Origin of the sequence: Advenella kashmirensis WT001, assembly GCF_000219915.2 — a bacterium.
In the GTDB taxonomy this organism is placed as follows: Bacteria; Pseudomonadota; Gammaproteobacteria; order Burkholderiales; family Burkholderiaceae_B; genus Advenella; species Advenella kashmirensis.
This window is the reverse complement of the sequence record NC_017964.1, coordinates 2,974,516-2,993,636: the sequence shown is the minus strand read 5'-3', so window position 1 is coordinate 2,993,636 and position 19,121 is coordinate 2,974,516. Positions and strand designations below refer to the sequence as shown.

16 protein-coding genes, 2 tRNA genes and 2 pseudogenes are annotated in these 19,121 nt (G+C 54.1%); 11 read left to right on the top strand and 9 right to left on the bottom strand.

Features of this window, described 5'->3' with window-relative positions:
- Positions 1-142 precede the first annotated feature (142 nt).
- From gdhA to TKWG_RS14040, 3 genes are all read right to left on the bottom strand, one after another.
- On the bottom strand, positions 143-1,495 hold the full coding sequence (gene gdhA, locus TKWG_RS14050; protein ID WP_014751466.1) for an NADP-specific glutamate dehydrogenase: 1,353 nt from the start codon (positions 1,493-1,495) through the stop codon (positions 143-145).
- Between the two features lie 365 nt (positions 1,496-1,860).
- The gene (locus TKWG_RS14045; protein WP_014751465.1) at positions 1,861-2,268 is read right to left on the bottom strand and encodes a heme-binding protein; all 408 of its coding nucleotides are present in this window, start codon (positions 2,266-2,268) and stop codon (positions 1,861-1,863) included.
- Positions 2,269-2,475: 207 nt separating this feature from the next.
- Positions 2,476-6,036, bottom strand: coding sequence for an indolepyruvate ferredoxin oxidoreductase family protein (locus tag TKWG_RS14040; protein ID WP_014751464.1), 3,561 nt, complete (start codon positions 6,034-6,036; stop codon positions 2,476-2,478).
- 364 nt (positions 6,037-6,400) lie between these two features.
- Here TKWG_RS14040 and TKWG_RS14035 point away from each other — a divergent pair, with 364 nt between their 5' ends.
- A complete protein-coding gene (locus tag TKWG_RS14035) occupies positions 6,401-6,604 on the top strand; it encodes a hypothetical protein (protein WP_014751463.1) in 204 nt (67 codons plus the stop codon).
- A 284-nt stretch (positions 6,605-6,888) separates the two neighbouring features.
- Here TKWG_RS14035 and TKWG_RS14030 read toward each other — a convergent pair.
- A tRNA-His gene (locus TKWG_RS14030) sits at positions 6,889-6,964 on the bottom strand.
- 117 nt (positions 6,965-7,081) lie between these two features.
- Here TKWG_RS14030 and TKWG_RS14025 point away from each other — a divergent pair.
- The 4 genes and pseudogenes from TKWG_RS14025 (at position 7,082) to TKWG_RS14005 (ending at position 11,694) form a co-directional block, all read left to right on the top strand.
- Entirely contained in the window at positions 7,082-8,536 is a 1,455-nt protein-coding gene (locus TKWG_RS14025; protein ID WP_014751462.1) for a phospholipase D-like domain-containing protein, read from the top strand.
- A 254-nt stretch (positions 8,537-8,790) separates the two neighbouring features.
- Positions 8,791-10,781, top strand: a pseudogene (locus tag TKWG_RS14015) (BCCT family transporter).
- Between the two features lie 73 nt (positions 10,782-10,854).
- On the top strand, positions 10,855-11,427 hold the full coding sequence (locus TKWG_RS14010; protein ID WP_014751460.1) for a DUF6097 family protein: 573 nt from the start codon (positions 10,855-10,857) through the stop codon (positions 11,425-11,427).
- Between the two features lie 18 nt (positions 11,428-11,445).
- Complete coding sequence (locus TKWG_RS14005; protein WP_202947714.1) at positions 11,446-11,694, top strand: hypothetical protein; 249 nt, start codon at positions 11,446-11,448, stop codon at positions 11,692-11,694.
- 64 nt (positions 11,695-11,758) lie between these two features.
- Here TKWG_RS14005 and TKWG_RS14000 read toward each other — a convergent pair whose 3' ends face one another.
- On the bottom strand, positions 11,759-12,286 hold the full coding sequence (locus tag TKWG_RS14000; protein WP_014751458.1) for an FMN-dependent NADH-azoreductase: 528 nt from the start codon (positions 12,284-12,286) through the stop codon (positions 11,759-11,761).
- Between the two features lie 219 nt (positions 12,287-12,505).
- On the opposite strand from TKWG_RS14000, the gene TKWG_RS13995 reads away from it, so the two are divergent.
- Positions 12,506-13,396: a LysR substrate-binding domain-containing protein gene (locus TKWG_RS13995; protein ID WP_014751457.1), complete on the top strand. Its 891-nt coding sequence runs from the start codon at positions 12,506-12,508 to the stop codon at positions 13,394-13,396.
- A gap of 200 nt (positions 13,397-13,596) precedes the next feature.
- On the opposite strand, the gene TKWG_RS24055 is transcribed toward TKWG_RS13995, so the two are convergent.
- The 3 genes from TKWG_RS24055 to TKWG_RS13985 form a co-directional block, all read right to left on the bottom strand.
- The gene (locus tag TKWG_RS24055; RefSeq protein WP_014751456.1) at positions 13,597-13,785 is read right to left on the bottom strand and encodes a VOC family protein; all 189 of its coding nucleotides are present in this window, start codon (positions 13,783-13,785) and stop codon (positions 13,597-13,599) included.
- Positions 13,782-13,988 (bottom strand): VOC family protein, encoded by a 207-nt coding sequence (locus TKWG_RS24050; RefSeq protein ID WP_014751455.1) that lies wholly within the window; start codon positions 13,986-13,988, stop codon positions 13,782-13,784. Before TKWG_RS24050 ends, TKWG_RS24055 begins: the two co-directional genes overlap by 4 nt.
- A 195-nt stretch (positions 13,989-14,183) precedes the next feature.
- Positions 14,184-15,335: an SMP-30/gluconolactonase/LRE family protein gene (locus TKWG_RS13985; protein WP_014751454.1), complete on the bottom strand. Its 1,152-nt coding sequence runs from the start codon at positions 15,333-15,335 to the stop codon at positions 14,184-14,186.
- Positions 15,336-15,706: 371 nt separating this feature from the next.
- On the opposite strand from TKWG_RS13985, the gene TKWG_RS13980 reads away from it, so the two are divergent.
- A complete protein-coding gene (locus TKWG_RS13980; RefSeq protein ID WP_014751453.1) occupies positions 15,707-15,916 on the top strand; it encodes a hypothetical protein in 210 nt (69 codons plus the stop codon).
- Positions 15,917-16,072: 156 nt separating this feature from the next.
- Here TKWG_RS13980 and TKWG_RS13975 read toward each other — a convergent pair.
- Positions 16,073-16,149, bottom strand: a tRNA-Arg gene (locus TKWG_RS13975).
- A gap of 93 nt (positions 16,150-16,242) precedes the next feature.
- On the opposite strand from TKWG_RS13975, the gene TKWG_RS13970 reads away from it, so the two are divergent.
- The 4 genes and pseudogenes from TKWG_RS13970 (at position 16,243) to bamC (TKWG_RS26050) (ending at position 19,116) form a co-directional block, all read left to right on the top strand.
- Positions 16,243-16,872: an L-threonylcarbamoyladenylate synthase gene (locus TKWG_RS13970; protein WP_014751452.1), complete on the top strand. Its 630-nt coding sequence runs from the start codon at positions 16,243-16,245 to the stop codon at positions 16,870-16,872.
- A 202-nt stretch (positions 16,873-17,074) separates the two neighbouring features.
- Complete coding sequence (gene dapA / locus TKWG_RS13965) at positions 17,075-17,980, top strand: 4-hydroxy-tetrahydrodipicolinate synthase (protein WP_014751451.1); 906 nt, start codon at positions 17,075-17,077, stop codon at positions 17,978-17,980.
- A gap of 15 nt (positions 17,981-17,995) precedes the next feature.
- Positions 17,996-18,679 (top strand): annotated as a pseudogene (bamC, locus tag TKWG_RS26055) (outer membrane protein assembly factor BamC); the annotation flags it as partial.
- A gap of 92 nt (positions 18,680-18,771) precedes the next feature.
- Complete coding sequence (gene bamC, locus TKWG_RS26050) at positions 18,772-19,116, top strand: outer membrane protein assembly factor BamC (protein WP_264300243.1); 345 nt, start codon at positions 18,772-18,774, stop codon at positions 19,114-19,116.
- The last annotated feature ends 5 nt before the right edge of the window (positions 19,117-19,121 follow it).

Sequence of the window (19,121 nt, the reverse complement as noted above, 5' to 3'; positions counted from 1 at the left end):
GTGTTGGCATTCGATGTTTCATCGCCTGCGGACATATCAGCCAATAAAAAACACCCGATCAGAAATGACCGGGTGTTTTTTTATTCTGGCTCAGGCTAACCGACTGCAGCAAATGTGACAATCGGTTGGCGGTGATCGTGGATCAGACTGCGCCCTGATCGATCATGGCATCGGCAACCTTGCGAAAGCCCGCAATATTGGCGCCCAGCACCAGGTTACCTGGCTGGTTGAACTCGTCTGCGGTTTCCCATGCGTTGGTGAAAATATTTTTCATGATGTTTTTCAGGCGCAGGTCGACTTCGTCAAAGCTCCACTGGATCATGGAAGCGTTCTGTGCCATTTCCAGCTGGCTGGTGGCAACCCCACCGGCATTGGCTGCTTTACCGGGCGCGTAATGAATGCCGGCCTTGAGAAATTCTTCAACGGCTTCGGGTGTGGAGGGCATGTTGGCGCCTTCTGCCACCAGTTTGCAGCCGTTGGCGAGCAAGGCCAGTGCGTCGGCCTGGTTCAGTTCGTTTTGCGTTGCGCTGGGGAAGGCCAGGTCGCAGGGAACAGACCAGACCTCGTTGCGGCCTGGCGCATAGTCGGTCACGGGCTTGTAAACCGCCTCGGGATGCGTTTGCAGATAATTCTGCAGCGGCGCCTGTTGCTTTTCTTTGAGCAGCTTGAGTGTTTCCAGATTAATACCGGATTTGTGATAAATCATGCCGCGCGAGTCGCTGCAGGTCACCGGCGTTGCGCCCAGCTGATACAGTTTTTCGATCGTGTAGATAGCTACATTACCGGCGCCCGAGACGGCACAGATTTTGCCATCCAGATGATCACCCTTGTTTTGCAGCATATTCTGGGCAAAGTAGACCGCGCCATAGCCGGTGGCTTCGGTGCGTACCAGCGAACCACCCCATGGAATGCGCTTGCCGGTAAGCACGCCTTCATAGCGACCGGTCAGGCGCTTGTACTGGCCGAAAAGATAGCCGATTTCGCGACCACCTACGCCAATATCGCCGGCTGGCACGTCGATAGTCGGTCCGATGTGGCGGTACAGTTCTGACATAAAGGCCTGGCAGAAACTCATGATTTCATTGTCTGACTTGCCTTTAGGGTCGAAATCGCTGCCGCCTTTGCCGCCGCCGATAGCCAGACCGGTGAGCGAGTTCTTGAATGTTTGTTCAAAGCCAAGAAATTTGATAATGCTGGCCGAGACGCTGGGGTGAAAGCGCAAGCCGCCTTTGTATGGACCGATGGCCGAGTTGAACTCGACCCTGTATCCCTTGTTGACGTTGATTTTACCTTTGTCATCTACCCACGTAACCCGAAACATGATCTGACGCTCAGGCTCAACGATCCTTTCTATGATGTTCTGATCCAGATAGTGCTTTTCTTTTTCGAACAACGGAGAAAGTGATTCGAGTACTTCCAGAACAGCCTGATAGAACTCCGATTGCGAAGGGCTGGATTTGGCCAGTCGGGCCAGCGTCGTATCAATATATGTCATATGAATTGAATGTAATGAGCAGATTAAGGGTTACAGGCAAACGTATGCGCGCCGGGCGTACCCAACGCGTAGGGCGGCAGGGTGAAAAACGACGGGGTGCACAATGATTGTTATGCGAGGGGTAAATATAATACCGCTATATTGTGTGCGGTGCAGCGAAAAATGCACTATCTAGGTGATTGCCCTGATTTATTTTGGCGCATTTTTACAAATCACCAAATGCATTGTGTGCATTTGGTGCGGTTTTCATGTTTTCCTGCCATATTTAAGGGCAGGGCACCATCGGCCAAAGCACGAAGCCTTGGGGGCTGCCAGGAAGGCGCCGTGTGTCGGCGGCGACCCCTGGTGATGCATGGGCTGATGGATCAGCCTGTAATCGCAGCGATACCGGCTATGGCCGTTTCAGCGTCCTGGCTGGCCTGCACGCCGGATACACCGACAGCGCCAATGGTCTGGCCGTCAACGACAACAGGCACGCCGCCTTCGAGCATGCCTGAAATGGCTGGTGCCGACAGAAATGCGTAGCGACCATTGTTGATCATTTCTTCGTAGCCTTTGGTTTCGCGGCGACCCAGGGCTGCTGCATGGGCTTTGGCCGGCGCAATATGGGCGGAAACCGGTGCCGCGCCATCAAGACGTTTCAGGGCCAGCAGATGGCCGCCATCGTCAGTTACGGCAATAGTCACGGCCCAGTTATTTTTGCTGGCATGTGCGGCCGCTGCATCGATGATTTTCTGTACGTCTTCCTGGACGAGAACAGGCTTGGTTTTCATAATGGCTCCGAAATGGGTTGTCAAACCATCTATTATAGTGAGTAACCATGTCGGCTTTCTAACTTCTGACGATAAAGCGGTGTGCACCAAAGTTTCGAATCCCGGTGTTGTGCAACTACCCGGGACCCGATTGCCTGTAGCGGCGACCAGGTGGGCGAGGCCATGGCAATTGGCAGCGACGCAAGGTGAGCGCCGCTGCCGCAGCCATTATGCTGCCTTGCTTAACGCCGTGCGGCGATAGTCTTCAAGCAGTTGAACGCGCCTTGCTGCTGCCTTTTGCATATTGGCCTCTTTGATGTGACCATAACCACGGATATCGTCGGGCAGGCGGGCCAGCTCCACGGCCGTATCGTAGTTGCTGTCATTCAGGCTCTGATTGATTTCGTCCAGTAACGCGAAATATTCCTCGACCAGGGCGCGTTCGGCGCGTCGTTCTTCGGTACGGCCAAAGGGATCAAGGGCGGTGCCGCGCAGGGGTTTGAGGTGTGCCAGCACCGCAAAGGCTTTCATTACCCACGGACCGTATTTCTTCTTGATCAGGTGGCCTTTTTTATCTTTTTTGCTGAATGCGGGCGGCGCCAGATGAACGTGCAATGCATAGTCGCGACCCGGCTCGCCTTCGAACTGCTCACGCAATTTGTCAAAATAGGCCGGGTCAGTGTACAGGCGAGCCACCTCGTATTCATCCTTGTAGCTCATCAACTTGGCCAGATTGCGGGCTACCGCCTCGGTCAGGATATGGCCGCTGAAACCGCGTGTTTTTTCGGTCTCGCGGATGCGTGCGACCGCCTGTGTAAAGCGTCGTGCATACCGCTCGTTCTGATATTTGGTCAGGTGTTGCGCAAGGCGCTTGATCAGCGTGTCGGTGCTCTCGGGCATGCTGATCAGATTTTCGTGGCGCGCCGTGCGCTTGCTGCTGCCAAGCGGGACGGACTGCAGGCCGTGATGCGCCAGATAGCGGCCCCATTCAAAGGCGGCCAGGTTTTTGTCAACGGCAACGCCATTGAGTTCGATGGCGCGCTCCAGGCTTTCATGATGCAGGGGGATCCATCCTTTTTGCCAGGCGTAGCCCATCATTAGCGGGTTGGCGAAAATTGCATCGCCCAGCAGCGCAACAGCATAGCCATTGGCATCCAGGAAATCACATTTTTCCTGGCCCAGCAGATCCAGCATATCATTCTCGGTAATGGCTGAAGGGAACTGCCATTTCGGGTTCTGGAAAATTTCTGCGGTGGGCACCTTGGCGCTGTTGATGGCTGCCACCGTGATGCCCTTGCGGGTTTTTGATGTAATCTCGCGAGACGCTGCCACAATGGCGTCGCAGCCGATAATCAGATCGGCTTCGCCCACGCCGATGCGGGTCGAATGCAGGTCTGCCGGCTGGTTGCCAATCTGAACATGGCTCACGACGGCGCCGCCTTTTTGCGCCAATCCGGTAATATCCAGCACGTTGACGCCTTTTTCTTCCAGGTGTGCGGCCATGCCCAGCAGGGCGCCAATGGTGACCACACCGGTGCCGCCTACGCCAGGCACCAGAATGTTGTATGAGCGGTCAATCACCGGCGTCGCAGGTTCCGGAATGTCAGCTTCTATTTTTTCAAAAGACAGCGTGGCCGTCTGGGGCTTGCGTACTTTGGCGCCTTCGGCGGTCACAAAGCTGGGACAAAAACCGTTCAGGCAGGAATAGTCCTTGTTGCAGGAGGACTGGTTAATGCGGCGCTTGCTGCCCATCGGCGTGTCTACCGGTTCCACCGAAAGACAGTTCGATTTTACGCCGCAGTCGCCGCAACCCTCGCAGACTGCCTCGTTAATAAAGACGCGTCGATCGGGATCGGGGTAGGCATTGCGTTTGCGGCGCCGACGTTTCTCGGTCGCGCAGGTCTGATCGTAAATCAGGATAGTCGTGCCTTCGGTATCGCGCAGTTCCAATTGCACATCGTCCAGTGAATCGCGATGGAATACGTCGGGGTTGCCGATCAGGCTGACCCCTTTATATTTTTCCGGTTCGTCGCTGACGATCACGATGCGGGTGGCGCCTTCGGCATGCAACTGGGCGTTGATTTGCGGCACGGTCAGCGTGCCATCTACAGGTTGCCCGCCGGTCATGGCAACGGCATCGTTGTATAAAATTTTGTAGGTGATGTTGACTTTGGCTGCGATCGAAGCGCGGATCGCCAGAATCCCGGAATGAAAGTAGGTGCCGTCACCCAGGTTGGCGAAAATATGCTTGGTGGTCGTAAAGTCTTTCTGGCCGATCCAGGGGACGCCTTCTCCACCCATCTGGGTAAAGGTATCGGTGCTACGATCCATCCAGATGGTCATATAGTGGCAGCCGATGCCGGCCACTGCGCGGGAGCCTTCGGGCACGCGCGTAGACGTGTTGTGGGGGCAGCCCGAACAGAACCAGGGCTTGCGATCCTGCACGACAACCGGCCGCTTGGCATCCTGTTCCTTGGCATGGATAATCGCAATGCGGGCCTGGATGCGGGCGCGAACCTCGTCGGGAAGGGCATGTTTTTCCAAGCGTTTGGCAATGGCCTTGGCGATAATCGCAGGAGACAATTCGTAATTGGCCGGCAATAACCAGTTGCCGCGGGGCACGGACCATTCGCCGCCACCATCGTCACGCGCATCGAATTTACCGTAGACATCGGGGCGGACGTCATCGCGCCAGTTATACAGCTCTTCCTTCAGGGCGTATTCCATGATCTGACGTTTTTCTTCAACCACCAGGATCTCATCCAGGCCTTCGGCAAAGTGTCGGGCGCCTTGCGCCTCTAGCGGCCAGACACAGCCCACTTTGTATAGTCGAATGCCGATGTCTGCACAGGTTGCTTCGTCCAGCCCCAGATCGGTCAGCGCCTGGCGCACGTCCAGGTAGGCTTTGCCGGCGGTCATGATGCCGAACCGGGCCTTGGGCGAATCAAAAATGATCTTGTCCAGTTTGTTGGCGCGCACATAGGCCAGTGCTGCATAGAATTTGTAATTGTTCAGCCGGGCTTCCTGGTCCAGCGGCGGATCGGGCCAGCGAATGGATAAACCGCCTTCGGGCATGTCAAAGTCTGGCGGCGTAATGGTCTGCACGCGATCCGGATCCAGTTCGACCGACGAGCTCGATTCGATCACGTCGGTCACGCATTTCATGGCGACCCACAAGCCGGAATAGCGACTCATGGCCCAGCCGTGTACGCCAAAGTCCAGATATTCCTGCACATTGCTGGGGTAGAGGACGGGAATGCCGGCAGACTGCAGGTTATGCTCAGACTGATAGGCTACAGTGGACGATTTGGCAGCATGGTCATCGCCCGCCAGCAGCAATACACCACCAAACTGGCTGGAGCCTGCCGAGTTGGCGTGTTTGAATACATCCATGGAGCGGTCCAGGCCCGGCCCCTTGCCATACCACATGGCAAATACGCCCTGTTTGGTTGCGCCAGGAAACAGGTTGACCTGCTGTGAGCCCCAAACCGCGGTGGCGCCAAGCTCTTCGTTGACACCGGGCTGGAAGGAGATTTCATGCTCGGCAAGGTATTTTTTTGCCTTCCACAAACTCAGATCCAGATTGCCCAGGGGCGAGCCGCGGTAGCCGGAAATGAATCCGCCAGTGTCCAGCCCGGCGCGGCGGTCCCGGTCTTTTTGCAGCATGGGCAGACGCACCAGCGCCTGGGTGCCACTCATATAGACGCGGCCCCTTTCCAGGCTATATTTGTCGTCAATGGTGGTATTCTTCAGGGCATCCTGTGCCACTTTAGGTAGTGGGGCATTCATACTTTTGTCTCCGATATGGTCCATATGCATATAAGCGCATGATTCCCTGACATTGTCATAGTCGTCTTGTGAACGGTATGAGCAACGGCCTGGAATGTTCACCGCCTTTCGAGGCGATGCTATATCGTCCTGATGAATGGCAGCCGATTTTTTGCTGCAACTCATCATGTCTGCCGGCCGATGTGAGCCCGGAGTTGCAGCGGAGTCACAGGTAACGAAAATCGGCAGGCAAATTCTTTAATTGACGTTAACGTAAAGTTAAGGCATTTTCAGCTACAGCGAAACAAAAATAACCCGCATTAGGGTATATCCTAGAATCATGTTAGTCGTGTGCGCAACAAAGCGCAAGAATCAGGAAAGAAAAGTGAAAGGTGTATTGTCAAAACTGGGAAATATCGTGTCTGCCCTGGGAGCCCGGCCGCTGTCGGTCGGGTTGCTGCTAACCGTGATATTCTGGATCGTACTTGGTAACTTTGTGGTGGCTGCCTTTGCCGGCCTGTTAGTGTCTTTTTTTATTGCCGCGGCGGTCTCGGTATGGAAATTGAATCGTCGCTCGCGCGACCAGTAGGTGTTGCGCAATGGGCCGGCTCTGTGACGGCCGCGTGTCTGCTGCAGGAGATAGGCTGGCACCTTGCGGCCTGCTGCAATGGTGTGAGTAATTTGTGTTGATGAATACTCTTGCCCTGTTTATGGGGCGGAGCTAGTCAGAGAAGGTATGAAGCAGGCAGAACCAGATGCGCGTGATCTGATTGCGCAGACCTGGGTTTTGGATTTATTGATTGTTTTTTGTTCCAATGTAACAAGTGCGGTTACATGGGTGCTGTGATAAGCTTCTGTTTTTATTAGAAAACTTGGGGTGACTGATGGGGCTCGAACCCACGACAACCGGAATCACAATCCGGGACTCTACCAACTGAGCTACAGTCACCATCCGAGTAAGCGTAAGAGTATAGCAAGTATATATTCAACGCACAAGAAAAAACTGGCGCAACACACTATTATGTTGTCTTTTTAGTGGTTATGAAGGTAAGCGGGTGTCTTTGTGATGGCTTCTCTGTGGAAATTTCTGGTTGAGTATCAAACCCATCTGATTTTCGCAGCAAGTGTGGTGTTGAGCGTTGCGGCAGCGGTTCATATTGCGTTGACCAAACGTGATGTACGTGCCGCTATTGCGTGGGTCGGTGTGGTGCTGTTTTCTCCGTTTCTGGGGCCGGTCCTCTATTTTGTGGTGGGCATCAACCGTATTCGGCAAACCCGGATCAAATCCCACCGGGACAGGTTGCTCAAAGAGGGAGCCGATCATGCCAGCGTTACGGTCAGTGATCTGACACGCCACGCTGCCGCACAATGCCTGTCACTGAAAAAAGCCAGCGACACGGTGACCCGTTTTCCTTTGTGTGGCGGTAACGAAATCATTCCGCTCAATGGCGGAGATCAGACCTATCCGGCCATGCTTGCGGCCATTGACGCTGCGATCGACTCGGTATTGCTCCAAACCTATATTTTCGATAACGATATTGTCGGTCATCGTTTTGCCGATAGCCTGATTGCAGCGTTCCTGCGCGGAGTGCGCGTGCGGGTGCTGATCGACTCCATTGGCGTGCGCTACTCTCATCCCACCATTGTGCATCGGCTAAGAGAGCAGGGCGTGATGGTGGAGCTTTTCGAGACCAATGCCGTTACCTGGCGCATGCCGTATGCCAACATGCGCTGTCACCGCAAAATTCTGGTAGTGGACGGCGCGCAGGGATTTGCCGGCGGGATGAATATCCGTGAAGAGTTTCTGACGGAAATTGCCCATGATAATACGGCGCGCGATATTCATTTTCAGATGCGAGGCCCGATTGTGGCCCAGTTGCTGGTTGTCTTTTGTCATGACTGGCTGTTCTCCACCGGCGAGCAACTGAAACTGGGCGACTGGGTCGCGGCCGAGCCTGCTTTCATGCCTGCCGATATGGCCGCCCGCTGCGTCCCCTCCGGCCCGGATCGGGAAATCGAAAGCACGCACAAGGTCTTGCTGGCCGCCTGCGCCGTTGCGCAACAGCGTATCAGGATCCAGTCTCCCTATTTTCTGCCGGATGTGGTACTGATCGGAGCCCTGACCACTGCCGCCCGACGCGGTGTGCAAGTGGATATTGTCATCCCCGGCAGGAATAATCTGCGTCTGATCCACTACGCCATGATGGCCCAGATTGACCAGATGATAGAGGCAGGCTGCCGGGTGTGGAAAGGTTCCGGCAATTTCGATCATTCCAAGTTGATGACCGTGGACGACAGCTGGTCGCTGATCGGTTCATCCAATTGGGATTCACGCAGCCTGCGGCTTAATTTCGAGATCGATATCGAGGTGTACGACCGGCGCCTGGCCGGGTGGATCAACGAGGCCATCGATAATGAAATTGCGCATGGCCAGCGGGTGACCTTTGAATCCTTGCGCAAGCAGGGCTTGCTGGCAACGCTCAGGAACAAACTGATCTGGCTGGCCTCGCCCTACTTGTAGTGCAGACGCAGGTCCAACACGTATGCCTGTCGTTTGCTATTGATTGCGCCGGGGCTGGCGTTGGCCGTTTCATCAGCCTGGCAATCGGGCGCACTCCCAATGCTGCACCTGATGACTCAGGGACGGAGGCTGTGATTGCCGATGCCTGGAACGGCAAGATTGATCGAAGACAAAGCGGTGTTTGGGCAAGCGCGGCAAAGCACAGCGGCCGGATGTTACACTTTCAGGCAATGCAAGTATAAGGGAGAGTGATCATGGGGTTCCGAGTTAACAGTACGATACACCCAAGAGTATTCTGGGGTTCAACGATCATCGTGGTTTTGTTTTTATTGATCGGAATCCTGTTCCCGGCCGACGCGCAGGAAATTTTTGGCAAACTGCAAAATGTCGTAATTGAGAGCTTTGGCTGGTTTTATATATTGGCAGTGGCCCTGTTTTTCTTTGCTATTGCCTATCTTGCACTCAGTCGTTACGGTAATCTGAAGCTGGGTCCGGACGATTCGGAACCGGATTACCCGTATCTGACCTGGATAGCCATGTTGTTTGCAGCAGGCATGGGCATTGGCCTGATGTTTTTTGCGGTTGCCGAGCCCATGCACCACTTTGCTGCGCCGCCTTCCGGCGTAAGTGATGCAGCCGCGGCTGCCCGTGAGTCCCAGGTCATTACATTCTTTCATTGGGGGCTGCATGCCTGGGCAGTCTATGCCGTTGTCGGTTTGTCCCTGGCCTATTTCTGCTTTCGCTATAACCTGCCGCTCACGGTCCGATCCGGCCTCTACCCCTTACTCGGCAAGCGGATTAATGGCTGGATGGGCGATGCCGTGGACATCTTTGCCATTTGCGGCACACTGTTCGGTATTGCCACTTCCATGGGGCTTGGCGTATTGCAGATCAACTCCGGCCTGGCTCATTTGCTGGGCGCACCGCAAGAGCCGTGGTTCCAGATTTTCCTGATTGCGGTGGTAACTGCATTGGCGACATTGTCTGTTGTCAGCGGATTGGACGTGGGCATCAGAAGACTGTCCGAATTCAATCTTATTGTTGCCGTGGTGCTGATGCTGTTTGTCTTGTTTGTCGGGCCCACCAGCTTTCTGATGAATGCTTTTGTGCAGAATATCGGTGCCTATCTGGATAACTTCTTTGCCCGCTCGTTTACCACGCAGGCATTTCGTGCGCAGGACTGGATGAAATCGTGGACCCTGTTTTACTGGGCATGGTGGATTGCATGGTCGCCTTTTGTCGGGATGTTTATTGCCCGCATCTCCAGAGGGCGTACCGTCCGTGAATTCGTTCTGGGCGTATTGCTTGTGCCGAGCACATTTACGTTCCTGTGGATGACCGTGTTTGGCACTACCGCCATATTTCTTGATATGGGGGTGGCAGCGGGCCAGCTGTCGCGCGATGTCGCTGCCGATGCCTCGGTTGCGCTGTTTCAATTTTTCGAGTTCCTGCCCTGGCCCGGTTTGACCTCAACGCTGGCCGTGATTCTGGTGGCCGTTTTTTTCGTCACATCGGCCGACTCTGGCTCCTTGGTTATTGACACGCTGGCTGCCGGTGGCAAGGAAGATGCGCCCGTCTGGCAGCGGATCTATTGGTGCGCTCTGGAAGGCACCACGGCAGCCCTTTTGCTGCTTGCTGGCGGACTGACGGCCTTGCAGACCGTCACCCTGACCAGCGCACTGCCTTTTGCTGTCATTATGCTGTTGCTGGTGCTGGGCTCATCAAGGGAATGAAAGCCGATATGCATCGTCTGGATCGACGACGGGCCATTGCGACGCCGGCCCCTGGCTCAGAAATTTCCTGGCGCAAACGCTTATCTGCAATCATGCATACGCCCAGAAAAGAGGATGCAGAAAGGTTCATTTCACAAGTGGCGAGTCCTGCACTGCACGAAGTTGCCGACGAGTTCAAAAAACGCGGGCTTGATGTCGAAATCACCACGATTGATGACATGGTCAGGCTGACGGTTGTCGCTGAGGACAAGCGCAATTTTGTCTATGGTGTGCAGCCCGAAGCCAGGAGAATGGCGGCATTTACTGCGGCTGCGGCTCGTAATGAAACAGTGCACCCGCACGAATGGCAGGCCCGTACAGTGTTTGCCGATGGCAGTCGCGGGTATGACATTCTGGGTCTGACCTCTGCCCAGGTGATCAACGATATTCTTGCTCAATTTGAAAGATATCAGATGCTGGTGACCTCAACGAATACCGCTCTGTATGCGGGCTCGCCTGATCCGGTCCTGTAGTGCAATCAATTGCGCATGTTAAACTTGCCGGCTCTATTTTTTGCCTGAAGGTCGGTGAGGGCTGGGTTTATACATGAATTTACTTTATACGTTCGGCGCATCTGTGCAGTTGATGCTGTTTGCAAAACAACAGTTGGAAAGCATGCATCAATTGTTAGATAACCAAAATGTACCCGCGGTGAAAGACGATGACTTCTACCAGCAGGCGATAAACCTGGAACAGGCCACGGGCTATGGAGATTTTGCCCGATGCTATCAGCGTTTCTCAAAGGCTCAAACCCGTTTGAAATGGCTAGCTTATATTATCACCGCAGTGGCGTTGGTTCTTTTTCTGCTATCCAAATTCGGCGCGACCAGTGAGCCGATACGTGCCTGGTTCAATTGGCTTATGAGCGATTTCATGCTGTTTATCATTAGCATAAGCGTTGCTGCCGGGACCGTTTTTCTGATTTTGCTTGCACTGCACTTTTATACGCGTACGCTGCTTAACAGACTGCTGGGTAAAGAGCTGGCCATCCTGTGGGACCGGATAATTCATCGCTGGGCGCCAGACCTGTGGCCTGAGCTTGCCAGCTTTCAGGGTGACCCACAGGCAATTGCAGCGCGGGTCGCTCAATATAACGGTTCAGCCCGCGCTGCTCATTGATCGTCGGGACGGATCGTTATGTTCAGAAGCATTGGTATGTTGATCGTCGGCTTGACCGCACTGATCAGTGGTATTCATCGTCTTGGATCGCCCGCCCAGGAAGTTGAAAAATCGGGCTGGATATATCAACATTATGGATCGCAGGGTGTTGCTTACGGCACCATTGTGCTGGGCATCGTATGTTTGTTTGGCGGCATTATTATGTTCAGGAGCGCCTGGCGGCCGATCCAGCGGGCCAGACGGTTTGGAAAGCAAGAAACCGACTAAGCGGCCTCTTGATTGTCGAACTATCCAGGATACTGCGGTACTGCTATAGGTCTTTTCAGCAGCTTTACATTTGCAATTGCCGGCCTAGTTGCGCCGCTTGCATTGCTGCCGCATGCCGGGCATCGTGATCGATTTCAGTGCCGAACAGGGTTTTTTCCACAATGATCGAATGCGTGTCCGTGATGCCAATGAAGTTCAGCCACATTTCCATATAGGGCTTTTGCAGGTCAAAACGACTGGACGGCGTGGCTGAGTGTGTGCCGTAGTCGAGTCCACGGGCGTAAATGACCACTGCCTGTTTGTTGGTAAGCATGCCATTGAAACCATTGCGGTCAAAGGTAAAGAGAATATCCTTTTGCGTAACCAGATCAATGAGCTGTTTGAGTTTATAGGGAATGCCAAAATTCCAAAGCGGGACAGACAGCACCACAATATCGGCCTGATGCAGGTGGGAGGCCAATGCTCGCAGGCCGTCCCAGGCTGTCTGCTGTGAGGCGTTCAATGGCGTGTCGGTCAGCCCGGCATATTTTGCCGCCATCGCGTGCTCATCGAACTCGGGCAGGGCCGTCTGCCAGATATCAATTGTATGCACTTGGCAGTCTCAGGATTGGTATCCGTATAACTGGAAATAAAGTGGTGAGCAACCTCCCGTGAAGCGGAGCGTTCGGTGCGAGGCGATGCGGCAATATGCAATAGATTGGTCATAGTAAATCCGTCTTTTGTGGCTGGGGAAAACAAATGTCATTGCAGCACAATTGGACTTAGTGTACAAATTGATTAATTTTGTATTATTCATAATAAATCACAATATATGCTTGATCCTGTACTGCTCAGAACATTTGTTGCCGTCATCGACGAGGGGGGCTTTGGCCGCGCTGCAAGCCGCCTCAATTTGACGCAATCGGCAATAAGCGGGCACCTTCGCCGTCTTGAATCACAACTGGGGGCAGATTTAATGCAACGCACAACCCGGTCCATGACGTTGACAGCAGATGGAAAAAAATTGCTGGTGTACGCCCGGGCTATTCTTGCCTTGGGGAGGGATGCGCTGGTTGAAGTGGGTCGACATAAAGCATCTGGCCAAATCAGATTAGGTATCGCAGAAGATTTTGCACAATCTACGCTATTGAACAGATTGAATCAATTTCGGTTGTCGCATCCGTCCTTGGATATCGAGGTGACGGTGGGTATTCCAGGCACACTGCTGGGCCAGTTACAGGAAGGTGCTTTGGACATCGTCCTGGGCTCGCACTGCGAGTCGGCGCGTATTGGACGTTTAATGTGGCAGGAACCTTTGCTGTGGGCTTGCAGTCCGCATATACCGTGGCCGCCGAGTTCTTCTAAAGCACTGCCGCTTGCGTTTTTCCCTGAGCCTTGTCCCTATCGCCAGGTAGCGCTTGCCGAACTGGCCAGGGTTGGGATGGCTTCGAAAATTGCGATGGTGTGCAGCAGTTTCGAAAGTATGCGCTGCGCTGTGCGGTCCGGCTTTGCTATCGCGCCCATGACTCAAAGCCAGATGACACCCGATCTTGCTGTTGCAGACGAATCAATGGGTTTGCCGCCGTTGCCGGCAGTTCGCTTCAGCCTGTTTACTGCGGATGCGGCCCAGTCGCCGTTATTGGAGACGCTGGTCGAATCCATCGGCGACATCCGGCCGGTGTCAGCCTCTCAATCTGATGCACACGTGATCGCGATCGAGTGAAAGGCTGTTAAAAGTAAAATGCATGTTTACATGCTGCCATTGTGCTACCGGGACGAGCTACGGGGAAAAGCCTTATGCAGATTGCACACCGAATCAAGAATCCATGATGTGTAATGCTGGCTGGTCCCTCAAAGCTGAGTGCACTTGCCGCTTTTTCCGTGAGCGTTTTTGGGGCCAGCCACAAATGTCGTCGGTCAAAACTAGGATGAAGCAAGACGCCCCACAAAAGCAATTTTATTGTTATCCGGGTCGCGGACATAAGCGGCATAAAAGTCCTCTGAGTAGCGTGGCCGAAAACCGGGCTCGCCTTCGCTGGAGCCCCCATTTTCTATAGCAAGCGCGTACAGCCGGTCGATTATTTCCGAATTATCAAATTCGAAGGCCGTCATGACGCCATTGCCTGCGTTGGCTTTTTTCCATCAAAAGGATAGCCGGTAAAAAAACGGGGGAAAGTAATATCCGTCTTTTTTCCCCATGAAACACAGTTGTTATCCCTGAAGCATTGTTCCAAACCCATTTCAACAAACAATGGATCGTAGAAATGGATAGATTGTTCCAGGTCATTGGTTCCTACCATGGTATAGCTGATCATTTCAATCTCCGGTAATTAGCATCAAGCACCAATCAGTCATGTGCGCAAATAGGCATCATGCAGTCGCGCCGCTGATGCCTGATGTCATGACAAAGGTGTTTTTAATAAAATAGCCGGCCCGGCGTTGCGCATCAATGCTTCGTCGCTTTTTTTACACTTCTGACGCACCGCCGGCCCGTCGCGCGCGGTGCGACTTTATGTAATATGCGCGCCGCGTGTTTCCACATAAACAGCGTACAGCGATTGGCTGGCCGTCATGAAAAGGCGATTACGCTTGGAGCCGCCAAAACATACGTTGGAGCAGATTTCCGGTAATCGGATTTGTCCGATCCGTACGCCGTCAGGCGCAAAAATGTGTACGCCGTCATAGCCCTCGCCACCCCAGCCGGCACTGGCCCAGATATTGCCATCTTCGTCGCAGCGGATGCCGTCAGCCGAGCCTGACTTGCCTTCGAACGCCATGGTTGCAAAGGTGCGCGGATTCGTCAGTTTGGCACCGTCTATATCAAAGACCCAAATCTGATTCTTGGCAGAGGGGTAGTGTGAGTTTCCCGTATCGGCGACGTAAAGCTTGCGGTAATCCTGACTGAAGCACAGCCCATTGGGCTTGAACGGCTGATCGGCCACTTTGGCGATGGCACCCGTTTGCGCGTCGATCCGATAGACCGCTTCCTTCTGAATCGGGCTGGCCGAATCGGTGCTGGCCGGATGCCGATTGCCTTCATACTCCATCAGTGCGCCATAGCCCGGATCAGTAAACCAGATCGAACCATCATTCGGATGCACCACGATATCATTAGGCGCATTCAATCCTTTATTGTCAAAGCGTTCGGCAAGAACAGTCACCTTGCCGTTGTGCTCGTAGCGTACAACGCGGCGCGTATCATGCTCGCACGAGAGCAGGCGCCCTTCGAAATCAAAGGTATTTCCATTGGAATTGCCAGAGGGCGAGCGAAAGCGACGGCCTACATGGCCGTCCTCTTCGGACCAACGCAATTGTTCGTTGTTGGGGATGTCGCTCCACACCAGATAGCGGCCGACTGCGTTCCACGCGGGACCTTCGGCCCATTGCATACCGGTATGCAGGCGCATGATGGCCGCGTTGCCCAGTTTGTATTTGAAGCGCTTGTCCAGCACCACGATATCCGGGTCGGGATAACGTATCGGTTCTGTCTGTGGGCCGAAATTGCGCGCCATTGCCGGCCTGGCCGCAACGGCAGATGTGAGCACCGTTGCCGTCGCCGCGGTAAGAAAACCCCGGCGGTTCATGGTAGTGCCGGATAATGACGAACGGGCCGACTGGCCGTCCGCAGGTCCATCGATTCCTTCTTGTTGCGTGTGTCTCATTGATACTTCTCCTCTTGGTGTGGTTCTGGTTTGCAAGTTGGCATTGCGTGCTGCGGTCTTCGTTTGTACCGTGTGTTTTTTCAGTGTATCGGCAATTGCGAGGGTGATGCCATCGATCTTCTGCTCAATGCATAAATCCTGCAGGCCGTCTCACTGTGCCTGCGCCTTTGGATAAGGCGGAGCAGCGGTGCCCGTGAATGCCCCTGCCTGTGGGGTCAATGACGTCAATAATGAAGAGGCTACGGGCCCCAGCCACTGATCCTCTTAAGGATAACGGGATTGGTACCCTATACGCAAGACGCGTTCTGTGGCAATATTTGCCGATGCGTTAATAGTAAATATTGGATACGTTTTGGAGGAGAGGGCGTTCTTTGCGTGCAGCCATTGTGGTACTTGGGTTTTCGGCAAATGCAATCATGAGCACTGAACACCCATTTTTGACGCATTTAGCGCGCTGTGTTCTGTCGTATATTCGTCGTAAGACCGGCCAGATTGGTATTTTTATTATTTTTAATTGGGATAAGCCGCAGGCACTATGGCTCTGTTTCTGGCACGACAAGTTTGCCGGTGATGTTGCCTAATGGATCAGTTGCCTAATGCTTCAGTAGCCTAATGCTTCGATTTACCCGGCAATTTTTAAAAACGATGAATATAGTCGCTTTTGATCGGGTGTTTAGTGCACTTTATTTTATTTAGTGCACTTTATTTTATATAGGGCATGGCACCCATGGCAAAGTTGGTGCCTCCGGCGGGACTTGAACCCACAACCACCCGCTTAGAAGGCGGGTGCTCTATCCAGTTGAGCTACGGAGACAATCCAGCCCGTGATTCTAACCCGAACCCGCACCATGTGTCACTCAATTCGCTACAATAGGTGCATAGCCAGCCACAGAGTGAAATAATAATTATGTCCATACTTTTTGATGTACACCCGGTCAACCCGCAGCCACGCCTGCTCAAACAGGCTGCGCAATTGCTGGATAACGGCCGGTTACTGGCCATACCTACCGACTCCAGCTATGCGCTGGTGGCGCGTCTTGACGACAAGACGGCGGCCGACGGCCTGCGCCGCCTGCGTGGCCTGGATGAGCGCCATCATCTGACGCTGCTGGTGCGCGACCTGGCGGAGATCGCCAAATTCGCCAAGGTCGACAACGCGCAATACCGCTTGCTGAAAAACGCGACGCCCGGCCCCTGGACGTTCATCCTGGAGGCAACTAAGGATGTGCCGCGGCGAGTTTCTCATCCTTCGCGCAAAACCATCGGCATCCGGGTTCCGGACCATCCGGTCACCTTGCTGCTGATCGAGGAGCTGGGCACGCCCTTGCTATCGACCTCCCTGATCCCCGAAGGCGAAGAGATGCCGTTGAACGACCCGGATGAAATTACCGATCGTTACGGCCATGCGCTGGCCGGCGTGATTGCCAGCGGCTCGTGCCCGACCCAGCCGACCACGGTCATTGATCTGACAACGGCGACCCCCGCGATTATCCGCAGGGGTTCCGGGGATCCGGCAACCATTGGCCTGTCCGGGTGAGCTTGCGGTTCGTGATGGCAGTTGCAGCGTTTCCCGCCGAATGGCTGGTCAAATCCAGCCGTCTGCCAGTGGCAGATGTCAATTGAAACGTGTTTTACGGGATTGTCATTAAATTTTCCATTAATTTTATGCATTTCAATTAAACTACCGAATTAGCTATACGCTAGGCATTTAATATCAACCTTTTCTGGACGTTTCTATCATGGCGGTCGACAGTTCTTCGTATCCTGTATTCACCGGCAGTTTTCCTGCCCTTGTGACTCCAATGCTACCCAATGGGGATATCGATTACGACGCATACAAGAAGCTGATCGACTGGCACGTCCAGGAAGGATCTGATGGCCTGGTGGTGGTGGGCACGTCCGGCGAATCGCCCACGGTAGATGTAAGCGAACATACAGAACTCATCCGGGTGGCGGTGGAGCATGCGGCCGGCCGGATCCCGGTCATTGCCGGGGTGGGCGCGAACTCAACTGCGGAAGCCATTCATCTGACCAAAAAAGCCAGGGAAATGGGGGCTGACGCGGGTCTGTCGGTGGTGCCTTACTACAACAAGCCCACGCAGGAAGGTCTGTTCCGCCATTTTGAGGCGATTGCCCGTGAAGGCGGCTTGCCCATCATGCTGTACAATGTGCCCGGTCGTACCGTTGCGGATTTGTCCAATGATACGATATTGCGATTGGCGCAAGTGCAGGGCATTATCGGTATCAAGGATGCAACTGCTGACATTGCCCGCCTGGGTCTGTTGCTTCGGGATAAACCCGAGTATTTCCAGGTTTTCAGTGGCGATGACCCCACCGCAGCAGCACTGATGCTGCTGGGCGGCACCGGTAATATTTCGGTAACGGCCAATATCGCCCCAGCCCTCATGCATGAGCTGTGCGTGGCTGCACGGTCGGGCGATGTGCCGCGGACCCGTGAACTTAATGCAAAACTGGCAGGTGTCAATAAAGTGCTGTTTGTCGAAGCCAATCCCATTCCGGTCAAATGGGCGCTTGTGCAAATGGGTCTGATCCAGGCCGGATATCGGCTCCCAATGTGTGATCTGGGCGCCCAGCATCATGAAACTGTTCTGACTGCCCTGAAAGATCTCGGGTTGGTCAAATAATATAGGATTGAGAATATGCGTATGAATGCACGCTTTCTTGCAGTATCTGGTTTACTGTCGCTTACCCTCCTGGCGGGATGTAATGTCATGGATGAAGTCATGGGTGATACCGAACAGGTCGACTACAAAAGTACCGTAAGAGGTGACCCGCTAAGTCTGCCGCCTGATCTATCGTCGTCACAGATCAATCCGGCGTACAAGGCGCCAGGCGGCTATGCATCAGCCAACGAATATAACAAGGCAGTGGCGCAGGCCAATCGCGATGCCGCGTCCGGCGCATCTGTTCTGCCTGAAACCCCTGGGCTGAAAATTCAGAGTTCAGGCGCCAACCGCTGGCTGGAAGTGAGCCAGGAAGCCGGGCGTGTTTATCCTAAGCTGATCGACTTCTGGGTCGATTCAGGCTTTACGATCAATCGTGATAATCCTCAGGCCGGGCTGATTGAAACCGACTGGGCCGAAAATCGTGCAAAAATTCCTGGCAACCTGCTTAACCGGGCATTGGGTGCCATCATCAATATGGTTGAAGACAGTGGCGAGCGTGAACGCTTCCGCACGCGTGTGGAACGCTCCAATGGCAAAACGCTGGTGTTCATCAATCACGAACGCATGGTCGAAACTCCCATGGATCGGGACGGTACCACATTCAAATGGCTGCCCGCCAAGGAAGATCCGGGTCTGAACGCCGCGATGCTGTCGCGCCTGATGGTGTTCATGGGAGCAACCAAGCAACAGGCTGAAACACAGGTGCGTCAAAGCGCGCCGCCGCGGCCGCACCAACTCATCCGGTCGTCATGGCCGACGTTGCCGCGTTGCCACTGCAAGTGGGGCAAAGCCAGGCTTACAATCAGGTGGGCGCCGCGATCAATTCTGCTGGTTTCACGGTGGATAATCGTGATCCACAAGCAGGTACCTATACAGTCCGTTACCTGGATACCGATACCGGCGAGAAGCGCCAGTCATCCAACTTTATCAGCCGCCTATGGGGCGATAAAGGCAATCTGACGCCGTTGCCCTACACGATTGTAGTCACTTCCGAGGGCAGTCAGTCTGTCGTGACGGTGCGCAATGAACAGGGCCAGACAGATAACAGCGCGACTGCGCGTCGCATTCTGACGGTACTGGCCGAGAGAATGTAAGCTGA